The following is an 18,364-nucleotide window of genomic DNA, read 5'->3' as shown; positions in this document are numbered from 1 at the left end:
AATGAGCGAATTACGCAGGACGCGCCATGCCATGAGCCAGCTTGCTGGCCGGACGCTGTTCCACGCGCTATGGGTCAGCATGGTGATGTGCGGCGTCCTTCTGGCGGGCATTTCAATCGGTGAGACGGTTATCCCGTGGCGGCATGTTAGCCATACGCTGGCAAACCGCTTGTTTGATACACAGTATACGGTGGATGCGCTTGATGCCGGGATTATCTGGAACTACCGCCTGACCCGTGCGCTGGTTTCCGCCTGCTGCGGAGCCTGTCTGGCGGTCTCAGGCGTGGTTCTCCAATCGCTGCTGCGCAATGCGCTGGCCGAACCTTACCTGCTGGGGATTTCTGCCGGAGCCTCAACGGGCGCGGTGCTCATTGCTCTGACCGGACTTGGCGCAGGGATCATTTCCATGTCGCTTGGCGCGTTTATTGGCGCGCTGACGGCATTTTTGTTTGTCGCGCTATTAGCCATGGCGGCAAGGGGCAAAAGCGGCTCGGCCACCACGCAAATAATTCTCGCCGGGATTGCCAGTTCGCAGCTATTCAATGCCATTACCTCACTCATCATTACGCGTTCAGCCAATGCCGAACAGGCTCGGGGCATCATGTTCTGGCTGCTGGGCAATCTCAGCGGGGTACGCTGGCCAGATGTCGTGCTGGCCATCCCTACTGCGCTGATTGGCATCGTCGTTTGCTTTTGCTACGCCCGCCATCTGGATGCATTCTCATTTGGCGCGGAATCGGCGGCATCGCTGGGCATTCCCGTTAAACGCACCCGTGGCGTACTGATTGCCGCCGTGACAGGGATGACGGCCATCATGGTGTCAATCGTCGGCGCCATTGGCTTTGTCGGGCTGGTCATTCCCCATGCTGCGCGGTTACTGGTGGGAAATCAGCACCATCGCCTATTGCCCGTCAGCGCTCTTATTGGCGCCATTTTCCTTATCGTCGCGGATGTTATTTCACGCACCTTGCTTCCAGGACAGGTCTTGCCGATCGGCGTGATTACCGCACTGGTCGGCGCACCTGCATTTGCCATCATTTTGATACGAGGGAATACGGGGAAATGACCGCTAATCCTGTGGTAAACGCCCAGCATCTGTACTGGGAGGTTAAAGGCAAAGCCATCGTCAATGATGTCTCTTTTCAGGTCTCGCACGGTGAGTTTGTCGGTATTATCGGCCCCAATGGTTCCGGGAAAACGTCGCTGATTTCGCTCCTGGCGGGATTACTGAAACCGTCTTCCGGGCACGTTACGCTAAATCACCAGGATATTCGTCGCTATTCACGCCGCCATCTGGCGCAAAAGGTGGCACTGGTTGAACAACAGGCTGAAACCAGCGAGCGTCTTACCGCTATTCAGGCGGTTTCGCTTGGTCGCACGCCATGGCTGAGCCTGCTGTCGCCGTGGTCGAGGAAAGACGACGATATTGTGCAGACGATGCTGGAAAAAGTCTCCCTACAAAACATGCAGCATCGCTGCTGGCATACCTTCTCCGGCGGAGAGCGTCAACGTCTGCACATCGCCAGAGCGCTGGCACAGCAGCCGCAGGTACTGCTGATGGATGAGCCGACAAACCATCTTGATATCCAGCATCAGATTGGCCTGCTCAATCTGGTTAAACGTGAAAAACTCACCGTCATCGCCGCCCTACACGACCTGAATCATGCGGCGATGTTCTGCGATCGCATCATGGTGATGAAGGCTGGACAACTGGCGATGCAGGGGCATCCTGCCGCCATTTTTACCCGTGAAAATCTTAACAGCTGGTTTGGCATCGACGCGATTGTCGAACACGCCCCCGACGACATGAGCTGTTTTATCCGTTACCAACGCCCCGCGTAAACACTGAAAGGAACCACAATGAAACGTGTTAAGCAAAGTTTGCAAATCTTATGCCTGTTAGCCTTCACCTCGACGGCTTTTGCACAAACCTACGAAGTGCTGATGAAAAACCGCGGTACAGGCGGCCCGATGGTTTATGAGCCGGACTATCTGGCGATCCAGCCTGGTGATAGCGTGAAGTTTATCCGCAAACATAAGAGCCACAATGCCGCGTCGATTGCCGAACTCTCTCCCGCCGGATACCCCGGTTTTATCGGAAAAATCGATGAAGAGATTGAAGTGAAATACGACAATGCAGGTTTCTACGGCATCAAATGTTCACCGCACTACGCGCAGGGCATGATCATGCTGATTAAAGTCGGCGACGCCGTGTTACCCGACAGCTACCGCGCGTTCAAAGCCCCTGGTCTTGCCGATAAGCGTTTTCAGGAAATTTATACCCGCCTCGATAAACAGTAACGCGGTCATAAAGGGAGAATAACGGTGGTGGATAAAAAAACGCTTAGCGAAACAATCCAAACTCAGCGACGCGATTGCCTGTGCAAGCTGACGAAATTTGTCGGCGCAGCGGGCGTGACCGCCGCCGTCTGGCCACTCATTTCCGCGCTGGGTCCGGATGATAAAACGGTGGCGGAAAATGAACCTGTTGATGTCTCCCTCGCTGGCGTAACAGCCGGCCAGACGGTGAAGCGTATCTGGCAGGGAAAACTGATCCTGATTCGCCACCGCACGGCGGAGGAGATCGCCGCGGCGCGGCAAGCTGACCTGCGTCTACTGGCCGATCCACAGGCGGATAGCGAGCGGGTGGCAGCGGCACATCCTCAGTGGCTGGTAGTACAAGGTTACTGCCCCCACGCTGGTTGTGTACCCAATGCCAACCCCAACGGCCAAGGCTGGGTCTGCCCGTGTCATGGTTCCGAGTTCGATACCTCCGGGCGCGTAACGCGAGGCCCGGCGACGGCGAATCTGGCCATCCCTGACTTTAGCGTGTCAGCTGACGGCCTGAGTCTGCGAATTGGTACGAAGGATGCCTGAGATGAAATCCGCTTATCCGTCAGCCCCCTGGTATCACCTGCAGTTTCGTCTTCCCGTCCCCCGCTCAGTCGCTGGAGTGTGGATCTTTGCTATCGGTCTCATATTGCTGGTCATGCTGGGCGTGCAAATGCTCTCCGGAATCGTGCTGGCTATGTTCTATGTGCCTACAGCGGGATCCGCTTTTGACTCTATTGTTCATATTCTGCGCGCGGTCAGACACGGTGAGCTGGTGCGCAATCTGCATGCTATTGGCGCGTCGCTTTTTTTCTTCGCCTGTTATCTGCATATTTTCCGGGCAATGTATTACAACGTTTACCGCAAACCCTATCTGAAGATGTGGGCAATCAGCGTGACGCTGTATGTGCTGTTGATGATCACTGCATTTCTCGGCTATAGCCTGATTTGGGGGCAAAAAAGCTACTGGGCCGCTACGGTCATCACCAGTTTCGCCCGGGCGATACCGTTTATTGGCGATACGCTATATACCTTTTTAGTCGGTGGCTATATGCCCGGCACGCCGACATTAGGCCGTTTTTATGTCCTTCACTTTATCATTCCCTTCGCCATTGTCGTGGTCACGATATGGCACATCCGTACCGTCCAGTCGGCGTTTGCCCACGCGCGGAAGAAAACATTTTCGCCCAAAGAGTCTCAGCGTTTGTTGTTCGATTTTCGCATCACCGAAAGCGATGCTATCAAACTCACCCTCTTTTTAATGCTGTTCGCCTGGTTTCTGTTTTTCGCGCCGCACTATCTCAGCAGCGCCGATAACTTTATTCCAGCAGACCCGACACTCACACCGGCTATCGTCGCACCTGAATGGTACTTCCTGCCTTTCTTCTCCATTTTGCGCTGCTTCCCCAATGAACTGGCAGGCATCACTGCGATGTGCGCTGCGGTACTGATTTTCTATTTTCTCCCCTGGCTGGATACGTCACACGCGCGGTTTCGCAATAACAGTCGGCTGGTTAAAACCTTTTTTTGGCTTTGGGTCGCCAATGCGCTCTTTTTGGGTTGGTTGGGTTCAAAAGCATTGGTTGGGCCGGACTTAGTTGAGGGTTTTAGCAATGACGATGGCTGGACACGCGCGGCGTCTCAGCTTTCAACAGTTATTTATTTTGCATGGTTTCTGCTTGTGCTGCCGTGCCGACGTTTACTGGAACGACAGGACTGACATCATGGCGCGATTTCTAACCACTGTAACTCTGACTCTGGCTCTTTTCTTGAGCAACGCGATTTGCGCACAGCTACCCACCGCGCAGACATGGTCGTTTAGCGGCATGAACGGTAAACACGATAGCGAACAACTGCGACGCGGGCTGCAGGTCTATGAAGAGAAATGCCGGGCCTGCCACGGTATGAAATATCTCACTTTCAAAACGTTAACTAAAGCTGGAGGGCCACAACTCAGTGAGGCGGAGGCCAAAACACTGGCCAGCGGCTACGTCTTTGCGACAATTGAAGACGACGGTCAACCCGGCGAACGGGAAGGCAATCTGAACGATGTTTTCGCGTCACCTTATCTGAATGAACAGGAAGCAAAATACCTTAATAATGGCGCGCTGCCGGTTGACCTGAGCTATATCGTTCGAGCACGGACCTACGACCGCGGGTTTCCGCGATTTTTACTGGATGCGTTCACCCCCTACACCGAGCAAGGCGCTGATTACGTTTATGCGCTGCTGACCGGGTATGCAACCGATGACCCTGAGATGAAAACCAACTGTTTTTTCCCTGGCGGGATGATTAATATGCCCAAACCGTTGGCTGACAATGACATCACCTGGGCTATGCAAACGCATGTTCCCCAAACGGAAGAACAGTACGCACGAGATGTCACCGCGTTTCTGGCGTGGGCCGCTGACCCGCAGCTTGAAAGTAGAAAACATCAGGGAGCGGTCGTTATGGGATATCTGGCGAGTATGCTGGCGTTATTAGCACTGTTACAGCGCAGGCGATCCCGCTCGCGCAGCAACGAGAAAAACTAACGACCAGTCAGCGAAACGCTGGCTGGTCTGCAGGTTATGTCAGCTCTTAGCTGTGGCGTTGGCTATCATTACGACGGCAGCGTTTGTCGTAATGGCGAACCCACCAATAACGATCGCTGATTTGTTCATGTCCCCCGACGCGGGCACCCGCCAGCCAGAGGACACCGCCAACAAAAATACTGAGCACGGCACCATGTGCGAAAAACTGTGGCAGATTAAATTGCGGCAACTGGTTTAAAATAGAATAACCAACACCACCAACCATCACCACCAACCCTAAAGCCATGAGCACGTTACCGAGTAACGAAGCGTTTTTGCGTTTCATGTGTCACCTCCGGAACTTTGGGTTGTTACAGGGAATACCCCTAATCCTTATGTGTAAAGTATAGACAACACTGCCGTTCGCAAGTGCGCCTGTGATCACAAATACAAACACCCATGCAACAAAACTTTACAAATAACCTACTGAACACCCTCAATTTCCAATAGTCCATTCCTGCAATTATTCAGTTTTCGGCACGACCCACGTAGTTTTTTGTCAAGCGCGTCGGCAAACAGTAAACTACACGCCGGTTATAGACACACTCAGGACAAATTACGTGGCGATTAAATTGATTGTCGGCCTGGCGAACCCCGGCGCAGAGTATGCGGCAACGCGACATAATGCAGGCGCATGGTACGTCGATTTACTGGCAGAGAGACTCCGTGCGCCCCTGCGCGATGAGCCGAAGTTCTTCGGTTACACCTCCAGAGTCACGCTTGAAGGTGAAGATGTCCGCCTGCTGGTACCGACCACATTTATGAATCTGAGCGGCAAAGCCGTTGGCGCGATGGCCAGCTTTTATCGCATTAACCCTGATGAAATTCTGGTCGCCCACGATGAATTAGATCTGCCACCTGGCGTCGCCAAATTTAAGCTGGGCGGTGGTCATGGCGGACATAATGGCCTGAAAGACATCATCAGCAAGTTAGGCAATAACCCTAACTTTCATCGTTTACGCGTTGGAATCGGCCATCCGGGCGATAAAAATAAAGTTGTCGGTTTTGTTTTAGGCAAACCGCCTGTTTCAGAACAGAAGTTAATTGATGAAGCCATTGACGAAGCGGCACGTTGTACCGAGATTTTATTCAAAGATGGACTGACCAAAGCAACGAGCCGGTTACACACCTTTAAAGCGCAATAAGCAGCGATGTGCGGCATTTTTCTCGCGTGCTGTGTATAATAGGCAGAGTTATTTACATTTCTACAATCTGTTTTCCATAACAGGTTGAATATCAAAAGATTAAGGTGATTTAAACATGGGATTCAAATGCGGTATCGTCGGTTTGCCAAACGTAGGCAAATCCACCCTGTTCAACGCGCTCACAAAAGCGGGTATTGAAGCGGCAAACTTCCCGTTCTGTACTATCGAGCCGAACACGGGTGTTGTCCCGATGCCCGATCCTCGTCTGGATCAGCTGGCCGAAATCGTCAAACCGCAGCGTATCCTGCCAACCACAATGGAATTTGTGGATATCGCGGGTCTGGTAAAAGGCGCATCCAAAGGTGAAGGCCTGGGTAACCAGTTCCTGACCAACATCCGTGAAACCGAAGCTATCGGTCACGTTGTTCGCTGCTTCGAAAACGACAACATTATCCACGTTAACAACAAAGTGGATCCCGCTGACGATATCGACGTTATCAACACCGAACTGGCACTGTCCGACCTCGACACCTGTGAGCGTGCTATCCACCGCGTACAGAAGAAAGCCAAAGGCGGTGATAAAGACGCTAAAGCTGAACTGGCTGCACTGGAAAAATGCCTGCCGCAGTTGGAAAACGCCGGTATGCTGCGTGCGCTGAAAAACCTGACTGACGAAGACAAGGCAGCCATCAAATACCTGAGCTTCCTGACGCTGAAGCCAACCATGTATATCGCCAACGTGAACGAAGACGGTTTTGAAAACAACCCGTACCTCGATAAAGTTCGCGAAATCGCCGACGCTGAAGGCTCCGTCGTGGTTGCCGTTTGTGCCGCTGTTGAAGCTGACATCGCTGAACTCGACGATGCTGACCGTGACGAATTTATGGCTGAACTGGGCCTGGAAGAGCCTGGCCTGAACCGCGTTATCCGCGCAGGCTACGAACTGCTGAACCTGCAGACCTACTTCACCGCTGGCGTGAAAGAAGTTCGTGCGTGGACCATCCCTGTCGGCGCAACTGCCCCGCAGGCAGCCGGTAAGATCCACACCGACTTCGAGAAAGGCTTTATCCGCGCACAAACCATCGCATTTGAAGACTTCATCACCTATAAAGGTGAGCAAGGTGCGAAAGAAGCCGGCAAGATGCGTGCAGAAGGTAAAGATTACATCGTTAAAGATGGCGATGTGATGAACTTCCTGTTCAACGTCTAAATCATTTCTGCTGACTGATGAGGTTCCATCGAACCTCATCAGTCCAGAGAGACAAAAAACCACGCGATTGCGTGGTTTTTTGTCTCTCTGGTTTACTCAGAACAGCCGTATTACATTCCCTGATACAAAGGACCTTCGCCTCCCTGAGGAGCCGTCCAGGTGATATTTTGCGTTGGGTCTTTAATATCACAAGCCTTACAGTGCAGGCAGTTCTGCGCATTAATTTGCAGATGAGGTTGCCGCTCCAGCTCGACAATTTCATAGACACCCGCCGGACAGTAACGTGTCTCCGGGGCCGCGTACAACGGCAGATTGACCGTGAGCGGGATACGCTCATCTTTCAACCTCAGATGACAAGGCTGATCTTCTTCATGGTTAGTATTCGACAAAAACACCGATGAAGAGCGGTCGAATGTCAGCACGCCGTCAGGCTTTGGATAGTTAATCTTCGCCTCGCTGGAGGCGGGTTTGAGTGCCTGATGATCGCTTTGTTTCAGTGTTAACGTCCACGGTGTATGGCCTTTCAATAACAGTTGTTCCGCACCAAATAAGAGAGAGCCTGTATACAGTCCCTTCTTCATATAGGGTTTAAAGTTACGCGTTTGGTATAGTTCGCGGTACAGCCAACTGTCCTGGAAGCCCTGCTGATAAACCGCGGTCAGAGTCGCTTCATCTGCCAGATACTGCCCCTGAGCCAGTGCGATGTCTAAAGCCTCGAGAGTCGCCCGGGCAGCCAGCATTCCACTTTTAATCGCGCAGTGGCTGCCTTTGATTCGTGCGGCGTTTAAAAATCCAGCGTTATCGCCAAGAAGTGCCCCCCCTTTAAAGCTCAGTATCGGCAGTGAAGACAATCCTCCCGCAACCATCGTTCTGGCACCATAACTGAGGCGCTTCCCCTGTTGCAGATGCGCAGAAATGGCCGGATGCGTTTTCAAACGTTGAAACTCTTCAAACGGTGACAACCACGGATTACTGTAATTCAGCCCAACAACCAATCCCACCGCGACCAGGTTATCGCCATAATGGTAGACAAAGCCACCGCCGTAGGTTGCTGCACCCAACGGCCAACCGGCACAATGCACCACCAGCCCCGGTTGATGCTGCTCTGGGGGAACTTGCCACACTTCTTTCAACCCCAGTCCGTAGGTCTGGGGGGCGCGATCCCGGTCTAGTGTGAACTTCTCAATTACTGTTTTTCCTAGCTGCCCACGGCATCCTTCAGCAAAAAGCGTGGTTCTGGCGAGCAGGTTGATCCCTTGCTGATACTGCGCAGTCGGCTGACCTGATTTATCCAGCCCCATATCACCGGTAGCGACACCGATTACGGCGCCCTGTTCATCATAAAGCACCTCAGACCCCGTAAATCCGGCAAAGACTTCGACGCCCAGTTGTTCCGCCTGCTGGGCAAGGGTCTGGCACACAAGACCAAGGCTCCCAATCACATTGCCATGATTTTTAAAGCATTCAGGTAAAAATATTTGCGGTACACGAATCTGCTTTTGGGCACCCAAAAACAAAAAACGATCTTCCGTCACTGGCGTTAGCGGTAATGACAGCTTTTGTTGCCAGCCCGGCAGCAGTTCATTCAATCCAACAGGATCAATGACCGCTCCGGACAATATATGTGCACCAATGCTGGCTCCTTTGTCGATCAGGCAAACGGAAAGCGTTTGCTGGCGCTGTGCCGCCAGTTGCTTCAGATGAATCGCCGCCGCCAGCCCCGATGGACCGCCCCCCACAATCATGACATCAAACTCCATTGCCTCACGGATCTTTTGGGTGTCGAGCGCTGACCTGTCTGGATGCATAATTCCTCCTGAGAAAGAAAAAACGTGATGGGGCATGGCGGGTTACGCCAGCGCTTTCTCCAGCTCGGGTAAAATCTGGAACAGATCGCCTTCGATACCGTAATCTGCAATCTGGAAAATCGGCGCCTCTTTATCTTTATTAATGGCGACAATTAATTTGCTTTCTTTCATGCCCGCCAAATGTTGTATCGCACCGGAAATACCTACGGCGATATAGAGGTCGGGGGCAATAATTTTACCAGTCTGCCCTACCTGATAATCATTAGGCACAAAACCGGCGTCAACGGCGGCACGGGATGCGCCAATTGCTGCACCAAGCTTGTCGGCAATGGTCTCAATAAGTTGAAAATTCTCTTTCGCACTCAGTCCGCGTCCCCCCGAAATGACGATTTTTGAAGTACTCAGTTCCGGACGAGAAAACGGCGTAAGTGATTGGCTCACATGGCGTGACAATGCCAGCGCGGCGGTTGGTTGAACCGGCGTTACCCGTACGTCATTCCCGGCATGTTGCGATGGCGTGAAGGCTGAACCGCGCACGGTAATGACCAGTTGTCCGCCATTATTGCGCACCGTTTCCAGGGCATTACCTGCATAAATTGGACGCACAAACGTATTTGCATCGCAGACTTCGGTGATATCAGAAATTTGTGCGACATCCAGCATTGCCGCTAACCGCGGTGCGATATTTTTTCCGTATCCGGTCGCCGGTAAAAGTACATGGGTGAAATCAGTCACCAGGGGGACAACCGCTGCGCACACCTCTTCCGCCAGAAGGCTGGCGTAATGAGGTGCGTCACAAACCAGTATTTCAGTGACCCCACCGAGGGTTCGCGCGGCATCCACAACGTTTTGGCACTGATGGCCCACAATCAGCAAGTGAACCCTCCCCTCGCCGCCGGCAGCAATATGCTGCGCCGCGGTGAGGGTTGTCAGGGTGCTGCTTTTGAGCGTCTGATTATCGTGTTCGGCAATAACAAGAATTGATGTCTGACTCATTTCGGCATCCTCTAAGAGTTAAATGGCTTTGTGTTCTTTTAGCACCGCAACCAGTTGGGCCGCATTTTCCAGCCATTGACAGCGGCTATTGCGTTTTTTCGGCTCGGTGATATTGAGGGTGGTTAACTGTTTCGAGGGTACAAAACCCATAGATGCCAATGAGATAATCTCCAGAGGTTTATTCTTCGCTTTCATAATATTCGGCAGGCTTGGGTAACGAGGTTGATTCAGGCGCAAATCGGCAGTTACCACCGCAGGCAATGCCAGGGAGAGCACCTCTAAACCACCGTCAATTTCCCGGGTGACAGTAATGCGTCCGTCGTCGGTCACATCCAGCGCCGATGCAAAGGTTGCCTGACTGCACGCCAGTAATCCGGCCAGCATTTGCCCGGTCTGGTTGGCGTCATTATCAATCGCTTGCTTGCCCAGCAGGATGAGCTGAGGTTCTAGCTGCGCGACAAGTCGCTGGAGTATTTTCGCGATGTCCAATGAACCGAATGTTGCCCCCTGCTCGGTTTCAACTAACAGCGCCTTGTCAGCACCTCGGGCCAGCGCATTGCGTAGCGTTTCCTGAGAAGAAAGATCCCCGACTGAAACAACAACAACTTCACTTGCTACGCCGGCTTCTTTCAGACGCACCGCCTCTTCCAGCGCAATTTCGTCAAAAGGGTTCATCGACATTTTGACGTTTTCCAGCTCAGCGCCGGTTCCATCAGCTTTGATGCGTATTTTGACGTTATGGTCGATAACACGTTTCACGCCCACTAAGATTTTCATTTCATATTCCTTCTGTTTTGTATGAGCGAGAAAACTAGCGCTCTTCAGGCAAAATCAGTGCCGGTACGATAGAGGGCGGCCAGAACCGCGTAGCCACAAAATAGACCACCCCGGTTGCCAGCAGGCCAACAATCCAGGAGATATCAGTCCCGCCCAGGCTTTCAACGAGTGAGCCGGTATAAAAGCTGGTCGCGATAAACGGTAACTGGACGACAATACCGAACAGATAAGTGAGGATGCCGGTCATGTTCCAGCGACCATAGCGTCCGTTAGGATCAGAGAGTGCGGGCAAGTCATAGCGCCCTTTGGTGACAAGGTAGTAATCCACCAGGTTAATCGCACTCCACGGGGTGAAGAAGGCCAATAAAAACAACAAGAATGCGGTAAACAACTTCAGAAATTCATGCTGTCCTAACAAACCGATCAGCGTAGAGAACCCCACCATGAGAATGATGAAAAACAGACGCATACCGGGTGATACGTTATGTTTTCCACGGAAGCCGCTGACAATAGTGGCGAGTGACATAAAACTGCCATAGGCATTCAGTGCAGTAATGGTGACCTTACCAAAGAAGATGCCGAGGAATAACAGACCGGCAATAACCCCTGTACTGCCCAGGCCGACGATGTACGCAACTTCATGACCCGCAAACTGTTTCCCTGCTATCGCGGCAGCAAAAACCCCCAGCACCATGGATGCCTGAGTCCCCACGACGCTACCCAGTCCGACAGCGAAAAATGCTTTTACTGTAGACGTGTTGCTCGGTAAATAACGCGAATAGTCGGCAACATAGGGGCCAAATGCTATCTGCCATGATGCTGAAAGGGACATCGCCAGCAAGAAATTGGTCAGCGTAAAGTGGCGATTTTCCAGCAATGTCTGAACATCATAGCCATAGAGAATTTTAAAAAAGAGGTAAAAGAAGATGACGATACCCACCACACTCGCCAGTTTACCCAGCCCGTGGATCACGCGGTAACCGCAAACCGTAATGGTGATAATCACGACACCAAATATCAGAATACCAAACCAGTCACTCACGTTGACGAGCTGCGCGATGGCCTGGCCAGCGAGTACCGTCCCCCCCGCGGAAAAACCCACGTACATCATGCAGACCAGGATTATCGGCAACACTGCACCGTATACGCCAAACTGCACCCGGCTCGATATCATCTGTGGAAGACCCAGTTTCGGTCCCTGCGCAGCATGGAGCGCCATCACTGCGCCACCGAGTACCTGCCCGACGAATAATCCAATCAGCGACCAGAACACATCACCGCCCAACACCACGGCCAATGCGCCGGTAACAATTGCTGTAATTTGCAGGTTTGCGCCAAACCACAGCGTAAACTGACTGAACAAACTGCCGTGTCGTTCAGCCTCAGGAATGTAGTCAATGGAGCGTGACTCAATTAGCGGAGCCACGGCTGCAGGCTTTACATGTTGTTGTGTACTGTCGTCAATGTTCATGATGCATGCTTCCTCACGTTATAGAACGAACCTGGAAATGGTGCTTTTACCCATCGAATTTCCAGGCCGGAACAGCCTGGAGCATGCAATCCCGCACGCACTTTGCCCTGCCGTTTGGTCATGCCTAACGGTTGTTCAGCAAGCTTCTTGAGATAATGATTTTTTGTATTTCCGACGTACCTTCAAAGATGCGCAGGATGCGGGCATCCCGGACATAGCGTTCAAGGGGAAGATCGCGGATGTAACCATAGCCACCGTGTAACTGAAGTGCGGCATCCGTGACAAAACCGGCGCATTCAGCGGCAAACAATTTGGCGGTCGCTGAATCAAGGCTAAAACGTTGCCCGCTATCGCGCTTTTCCGCCGCTTGCCAGGTCAGCATCCGTGCCGCCTGTAACTGGGTATGCATATCCGCCAGTCGCCATTGCGTTCCCTGATAGGCCATCAATGGTTTCGGACCGATCTGTCGGTCATGCACCCACTGCAAACAACTCTCCATTGCCGCGCTGGCAATACCCAGTGACATTGCAGCAACTTCAACACGCCCACGATCAAGCACTTCCATTGCCGTTGCGAATCCCTGGCCTTCTTTACCCAGCAGCGCGGATTGAGGAAGCCAGCAATCTAAAGACAGTTCATAAATAGTACTGCCACGTAGCCCCATGGTTTTTTCCGGGCTGGAGAACACGACGCCGCCGGTGTCTTTCGGGATAATGAACGCACTGATACCGTTATGCCCCTCTGCCGGAGCCGTTTTCGCATACAGCACAATGAAGTCTGCTTCCCGGGCATTCGTGATGTAGTGTTTATTCCCCTGAATTCGCCATCCATCAGCCTCACGCTTTGCAACCGTTCGCATATCCGCGGGGTTTGAGCCAGCGGCAGGTTCCGTTAGCGCAAACGCCCCCAACAATTCCCCACTGGCTGCCCGCGGGAGCCAGTGCAGCTTTTGTTCTTCGGTTCCGCCAATCAGAATAGAGTCGGTGGCCAGGAAATGGGCGGTCAGCGCAGAAGCGGTGGAGGCACAAGCGCCTGCAATCGCTTCAACCGCCTGACTCATGGCGACGCTGCCCACCCCGAAGCCCCCATAGGCTTCGGGTAAGTTAATGCCCATGCAGCCGAGTTCGCCCAGTGCAGTAAGACTCTCCTGGCAGAAAGTCTCCGTTTCATCATAGTGCTGGGCGCGTGGTTGCAGGACATCCCGGGCGACGCTTGCCACCGCGTCGACAATCGCGCGCTCAGTTTCATTAATTTCAAAGCTCATGCACTGCTCCTGTTGGTAATGAGTGGGTATCTACGCCATAGAGCGCGTTGGCTTCTCCTAGTGCCGGAGCCCTCTCGATCGCATGGGGTTTATGGCCATTGAAGAACACCGGTTGTACAACTAAAGGGTTGCTCTCATCAGATGGCTGAATCAGTAACTGGCGAGCCTGTGCATGTTCGCTTTGTGTCACCTGCTCCAGGTTATGAATCGGCGAAGCCGGAACACCGGCCTCCAGCAGGAGCTCGCAAAGATCGTCCACGCTAAATGTCATGCTCCAGCGCTCAATGGCTGCTTTTAATTGCTGCTCGTTTCGCGTACGGCTAATGTCATCAATGAAGCGGCTATCCGTTGCCAACGCGGGTTGCCCCATGCATTCGCACAACCGCGCATAAAGACGCTGACTGGCTACCGCGATCACCACCAGCCCATCTGCGGCCCGGTAGGTATCAAACGGCGTGGAAACAGGATGGCGATTGCCAATCAATCCCGGCGCTTTCCCGTGGGCAAACAAATTCGATAGCCCTGTTACCTGCATGCTGACCAACACGTCCAGCATGGCAACATCGATATATTGCGCCTCGGGATGATGTCGTTCGCGGGCAAATAACGCACTGCTGACAGCCCAGGCGGCGTAGATCCCGGCACAGACATCACCGAGAGATTCACCACTGCGTGTGGGGCCGCTTTGCGCAAACCCCGTCACGCTCATCAAGCCGGACATCGCCTGGGCGACAATGTCGTAAGCAGGATGTTTGGCCAACGGGCTGTGCTGGCCAAAACCTGAAATACTGGCGTAGATCAGCCGGTCGTTATACTTTTTGAGCGTGTCAAAATCGATCCCAAGGCGCTGCGTCACGCTTGGGCGAAAGTTCTCCACCACCACGTCCGCTTCTTCGACCAGTTGATAGAAATGCTGCCGGTGCTCCGGACATTTAAAATCCAGCTCAATACTGCGCTTGCCGCGGTTAATCAGGCCGTAATAGACGCTTTCACCCTTCACAAAGGGGCCAAGGTGGCGGCTATCGTCACCGTGTCCAGGTGCTTCAATTTTAATCACCTCAGCGCCGAGATCGGCCAGCATCGCCGTACAATAAGGGCCAGCCAGTACCCGACTCAGGTCGAGAACACGAACACCGCATAACGGCTGATAATGTGTTTGTTTGCTCATATCACTGTGCATCCTGTGGGTTAGAGGCTTCCAACGGACGTTTTATACTTCCGCCCTGACCGGGAAATACGTCACTATTTTTCCATTGGCAGGTTCAGCCCCTGCTCACGGGCGCAGCGTTGCGCTATTTCGTAGCCGGCATCAGCATGGCGCATCACGCCCGTAGCCGGATCGTTGTGCAGAACCCGCGCAATACGCTCAGCCGCTTCATCAGTGCCGTCACACACAATCACCATGCCTGAATGTTGCGAGAAGCCCATGCCGACGCCGCCGCCGTGATGCAAAGAAACCCAGGTCGCGCCACTGGCTGTATTCAACAGCGCGTTGAGTAGCGGCCAGTCAGATACCGCATCAGAACCATCCTTCATGGCTTCCGTTTCACGGTTTGGGCTGGCAACGGAACCTGAGTCCAGGTGATCGCGGCCAATGACGATAGGTGCAGAGAGCGCACCGCTGCGGACCATTTCATTGAATGCCAGACCTAATTTGGCGCGTTGTCCGAGGCCAACCCAGCAGATACGTGACGGTAAGCCCTGGAAGCTGATACGTTCGCGAGCCATATCCAGCCACCGGTGCAAATGTTCGTCATCCGGGATGAGTTCTTTGACCATGGCGTCTGTTTTGTAAATGTCTTCCGGGTCGCCGGAGAGCGCCACCCAGCGGAAGGGACCAATTCCGCGGCAGAACAGCGGACGAATATAGGCAGGGACAAATCCAGGGAAATCAAACGCGTTATTCACCCCCATCTCCAGCGCCATCTGGCGGATGTTGTTGCCATAGTCAAAAACAGGAATCCCTTGTTGCTGGAACGCCAACATCGCATTGACATGTTCGGCCATTGAGCGTTTGGCTGCCTGAACAACAACAAAAGGTTCAGTTTTCGCACGTGCTACATAATCGGACCACTGCCAACCCTGTGGTAAATAGCCATTCAATGGGTCATGCGCGCTGGTCTGGTCGGTGACTAAATCCGGACGCACGTTACGACGAACCAGTTCAGGAAGAATATCGGCGGCGTTAGCACACAGCGCGATAGAAATTGCTTTGCCCTGTTCGGTGTAACGTTTGATGCGTGCCAACGCATCGTCAAGCGAGGTCGCCTGCTCATCGACATAGCGTGTCTTAAGGCGGAAATCGATGCGGCTTTGCTGGCACTCAATGTTCAGAGAACAAGCACCCGCAAGCGTTGCCGCCAGCGGTTGTGCTCCCCCCATTCCCCCCAGGCCCGCGGTGAGGATCCAGCGCCCCTTAAGGCTACCGTTGTAATGTTGGCGAGCGGCTTCAACGAAGGTTTCATAGGTACCCTGAACGATGCCCTGACTACCGATGTAGATCCAACTACCCGCAGTCATCTGGCCGTACATCGCCAGGCCCTTCGCATCAAGTTCGTTAAAGTATTCCCAGTTCGCCCAATGAGGAACAATGTTAGAGTTAGCGATCAGGACACGTGGCGCATGGCTGTGGGTTTTAAACACACCAACGGGCTTACCGGACTGGACCAGCAGTGTCTCATCATCGTTTAGCTGAGTCAGGGTTTCTACGATTTTGTCGTAGCACTCCCAGTTACGTGCCGCACGCCCAATTCCGCCATATACCACGAGTTCATGTGGATTTTCAGCCACCTCCGGGTCGAGGTTATTCATCAGCATCCGTAACGGAGCCTCGGTTAGCCAGCTCTTTGCCGTGAGTTTAGTCCCCCGGGGGGCGCGTACATCAACATGACGAATACGGTTTTCAGCGGTCATAGCGATATCCTTAAGTGTTCGGATGAGTAAGGTCATCAACATCAGGTTGGCTCAACCCATATCGCTCAACATTTACGCAACATGAGTAACATGTAATCAATATATACTTGTATATACATGTACACTCAATAAAATATTTATTCACAAAATCAAGATGGATTTGCAAAACGAAAAACAACAAAATCGCACTTTAGATTAATAAATACAATGAATTAAGCTGAAGACAAAAATGATGGGGAGATGAATGGCATTGATCTTGTTCACAAAATAGCCACAAAATACTGATTAAATTTGCGGCATCAGTCACAAACAAAAGACACAATCAATTAACACTTTCAGGGGTGAAACAGGATGAAGATCACTCTTCGATACTGCGCAACTCGATGAATGCCCAGTAACCGGAACCATGAATGCCAAGGTCCAGAACGTCAGAGTGTTGAGGTTGAGGTGGAAGTACTGCGCAATCATAACAATGCAGTTGTAATGGCGGCATGGCGGTTGAAGAGAGGATCAAATTCGACGCGGCACAGAAAATGAGTGTCGTAACGCCGGGGCTGAGTTGGTATTGCGCTTGCGTGTCGACCGTCTGCCAATTCAACGTAGCATCAAAGCGTTCTGGCTGATAAATAAGATTAAAATCCAGAATCGGTCCATCCACCAGTTCGCTGTCCACGCGGCTATTACCGGAGAATGCCCCGGTATCGAAAGCATAAAGCGTCACGCCGGAGGCCGAATCAATGTGCAATGTCATCCCATTACCACGCAGTACCGACAGCAGCCGCTGGTATCCCTGATAGCGTGAAAACTCACCGGCCTGTGCCACCTCCGCCATTGAAAGTCGCCACTGAAAATTGTCATCTTCTGGCGGAAAACGCTGAATTTCCCGGGTCATTCCGGCCCCGTTTTTCCACGGCATCAGCCTGTAATCGTCGTAACGCAGCACGTGCCATCCATTCATGACGTGAAATGTCCTTTTAAACGATGGCGAGTTCCCGGGTACAGCAGTCGGGCATAGCTGACATTAACCTGTTGTGACCAGGTCCGGCGGCAAATAAGCAGGCAAGGCTCATGAGGCGCAAGCTGAAGCCACTTGCTTTGCAGCGCAGTGGCCGAAACAGCTTCAACAACATGCTCCCCTTCAGTAAGCGGTGCCAGCCTGTTCAGGTAAATATTCGGTGTTAACTGGGTAAAATCCTGCTGAAGGTACTCCGGCGCTACGTCCGGATTAACAAAACGATCTTCAATCTGAATAGGGATATCATTTTCATAGTGAATGATCGAAGAGTGAAAGATTTCACTTCCGGGCTGCATATTCAGTGCCATAGCCTGCTCTCTCGTGGCACTCACTGTCTGCAACAGCATCACAGAGCTACGATGCTGATGATTTCTCGCCTGTATCTCATCGGCAATATTCTGGATCTCGAACAGCGCTGACTGCCTTTTCGGTTCAGCCACAAATGTTCCGACCCCCTGCAATCTGACCAATAACCCTTCTGCTGTCAGTTCCCGCAGGGCGCGATTAATCGTCATTCGGCTAAAGCCGAGCAATTGAACCAGTTCAGATTCCGAAGGAACACGATCATTGGGCCGCCACTCACCGCTGTTGATTCTATCCGCGACCATCGCCTTGACTTTGGCATACAGTGGGAGCGGAACGGAGTGCTCAACTGCAAGTTTATGCGACATCAACGTCATTACCTGAATTTCCTTTATCTGGCAAAAAGAGAGCGACTTACCCTCAATCTTAGAGAGAGTTATGCACACTGTATAGCCCACGTCGTTTTTAATTCCGCCCTGAACCCGCTGCGCATACTTTTGAGTAGCACAAAAAAGAAACGGTATACTCACCCGTTGGTATTATTTTTTTGTCGACGGC

The 18,364-nt window shown here is 52.5% G+C and carries 18 protein-coding genes; 8 read left to right on the top strand and 10 right to left on the bottom strand.

The annotated features are described in order from the left end of the window. The first annotated feature begins 1 nt into the window (after position 1). The 6 genes from NNO03_RS07970 to NNO03_RS07945 are packed head-to-tail and all read left to right on the top strand — an operon-like array spanning position 2 to position 4,865. A complete protein-coding gene (locus tag NNO03_RS07970; protein ID WP_271449249.1) occupies positions 2–1,066 on the top strand; it encodes an iron ABC transporter permease in 1,065 nt (354 codons plus the stop codon). Beyond that, entirely contained in the window at positions 1,063–1,842 is a 780-nt protein-coding gene (locus NNO03_RS07965; protein ID WP_271440908.1) for an ABC transporter ATP-binding protein, read from the top strand. The genes NNO03_RS07970 and NNO03_RS07965 overlap by 4 nt, the downstream gene beginning before the upstream one ends. An 18-nt stretch (positions 1,843–1,860) precedes the next feature. Next, the gene (locus tag NNO03_RS07960) at positions 1,861–2,301 is read left to right on the top strand and encodes a pseudoazurin (RefSeq protein WP_202038479.1); all 441 of its coding nucleotides are present in this window, start codon (positions 1,861–1,863) and stop codon (positions 2,299–2,301) included. A gap of 24 nt (positions 2,302–2,325) precedes the next feature. Then, complete coding sequence (petA, locus tag NNO03_RS07955; RefSeq protein WP_005122337.1) at positions 2,326–2,877, top strand: ubiquinol-cytochrome c reductase iron-sulfur subunit; 552 nt, start codon at positions 2,326–2,328, stop codon at positions 2,875–2,877. Position 2,878: 1 nt separating this feature from the next. Beyond that, complete coding sequence (locus NNO03_RS07950; protein WP_271440906.1) at positions 2,879–4,051, top strand: cytochrome b N-terminal domain-containing protein; 1,173 nt, start codon at positions 2,879–2,881, stop codon at positions 4,049–4,051. Positions 4,052–4,055: 4 nt separating this feature from the next. Beyond that, positions 4,056–4,865, top strand: a complete 810-nt coding sequence (locus tag NNO03_RS07945; RefSeq protein ID WP_271449248.1) for a cytochrome c1 — start codon at positions 4,056–4,058, stop codon at positions 4,863–4,865. A 46-nt stretch (positions 4,866–4,911) separates the two neighbouring features. Here the strand turns inward: NNO03_RS07945 and ychH are convergent, their stop codons facing one another. Then, the gene (ychH, locus tag NNO03_RS07940) at positions 4,912–5,190 is read right to left on the bottom strand and encodes a stress-induced protein YchH (protein WP_048211449.1); all 279 of its coding nucleotides are present in this window, start codon (positions 5,188–5,190) and stop codon (positions 4,912–4,914) included. Positions 5,191–5,464: 274 nt separating this feature from the next. Between ychH and pth the strand changes: the two genes are divergently transcribed. Both pth and ychF read left to right on the top strand, forming a co-directional pair. Then, complete coding sequence (gene pth, locus NNO03_RS07935; protein WP_003020814.1) at positions 5,465–6,049, top strand: aminoacyl-tRNA hydrolase; 585 nt, start codon at positions 5,465–5,467, stop codon at positions 6,047–6,049. Between the two features lie 115 nt (positions 6,050–6,164). Next, positions 6,165–7,259 (top strand): redox-regulated ATPase YchF, encoded by a 1,095-nt coding sequence (ychF, locus tag NNO03_RS07930; protein WP_005122324.1) that lies wholly within the window; start codon positions 6,165–6,167, stop codon positions 7,257–7,259. A gap of 110 nt (positions 7,260–7,369) precedes the next feature. On the opposite strand, the gene NNO03_RS07925 is transcribed toward ychF, so the two are convergent. The 9 genes from NNO03_RS07925 to hutC all read right to left on the bottom strand — a co-directional run bounded on the left by NNO03_RS07925 (position 7,370) and on the right by hutC (position 18,183). Next, positions 7,370–9,067: an electron transfer flavoprotein-ubiquinone oxidoreductase gene (locus NNO03_RS07925; RefSeq protein ID WP_271449247.1), complete on the bottom strand. Its 1,698-nt coding sequence runs from the start codon at positions 9,065–9,067 to the stop codon at positions 7,370–7,372. A gap of 42 nt (positions 9,068–9,109) precedes the next feature. Further along, positions 9,110–10,063, bottom strand: coding sequence for an electron transfer flavoprotein subunit alpha/FixB family protein (locus NNO03_RS07920; RefSeq protein WP_271449246.1), 954 nt, complete (start codon positions 10,061–10,063; stop codon positions 9,110–9,112). Positions 10,064–10,081: 18 nt separating this feature from the next. Next, positions 10,082–10,840, bottom strand: coding sequence for an electron transfer flavoprotein subunit beta/FixA family protein (locus NNO03_RS07915; RefSeq protein WP_271449245.1), 759 nt, complete (start codon positions 10,838–10,840; stop codon positions 10,082–10,084). A gap of 34 nt (positions 10,841–10,874) precedes the next feature. Beyond that, entirely contained in the window at positions 10,875–12,311 is a 1,437-nt protein-coding gene (locus NNO03_RS07910; protein WP_271449244.1) for a cytosine permease, read from the bottom strand. 124 nt (positions 12,312–12,435) lie between these two features. Then, a complete protein-coding gene (locus NNO03_RS07905) occupies positions 12,436–13,575 on the bottom strand; it encodes an acyl-CoA dehydrogenase family protein (protein WP_271449243.1) in 1,140 nt (379 codons plus the stop codon). Beyond that, a complete protein-coding gene (locus NNO03_RS07900; RefSeq protein WP_271449242.1) occupies positions 13,565–14,743 on the bottom strand; it encodes a CaiB/BaiF CoA-transferase family protein in 1,179 nt (392 codons plus the stop codon). The genes NNO03_RS07905 and NNO03_RS07900 overlap by 11 nt, the downstream gene beginning before the upstream one ends. Before the next feature lie 74 nt (positions 14,744–14,817). After that, the gene (gene hutU, locus NNO03_RS07895; RefSeq protein ID WP_271449241.1) at positions 14,818–16,488 is read right to left on the bottom strand and encodes a urocanate hydratase; all 1,671 of its coding nucleotides are present in this window, start codon (positions 16,486–16,488) and stop codon (positions 14,818–14,820) included. A gap of 358 nt (positions 16,489–16,846) precedes the next feature. Next, a complete protein-coding gene (locus NNO03_RS07890) occupies positions 16,847–17,446 on the bottom strand; it encodes a HutD family protein (protein WP_271449240.1) in 600 nt (199 codons plus the stop codon). Beyond that, complete coding sequence (gene hutC / locus NNO03_RS07885; protein ID WP_271441492.1) at positions 17,443–18,183, bottom strand: histidine utilization repressor; 741 nt, start codon at positions 18,181–18,183, stop codon at positions 17,443–17,445. The genes NNO03_RS07890 and hutC overlap by 4 nt, the downstream gene beginning before the upstream one ends. Between the last annotated feature and the right edge of the window lie 181 nt (positions 18,184–18,364).

Source organism: Citrobacter sp. Igbk 16, assembly GCF_028069755.1.
GTDB lineage: Bacteria > Pseudomonadota > Gammaproteobacteria > Enterobacterales > Enterobacteriaceae > Citrobacter.
The sequence above is the reverse complement of the archived record's forward strand: the minus strand, read 5'-3'. Positions and strand labels throughout refer to the sequence as shown.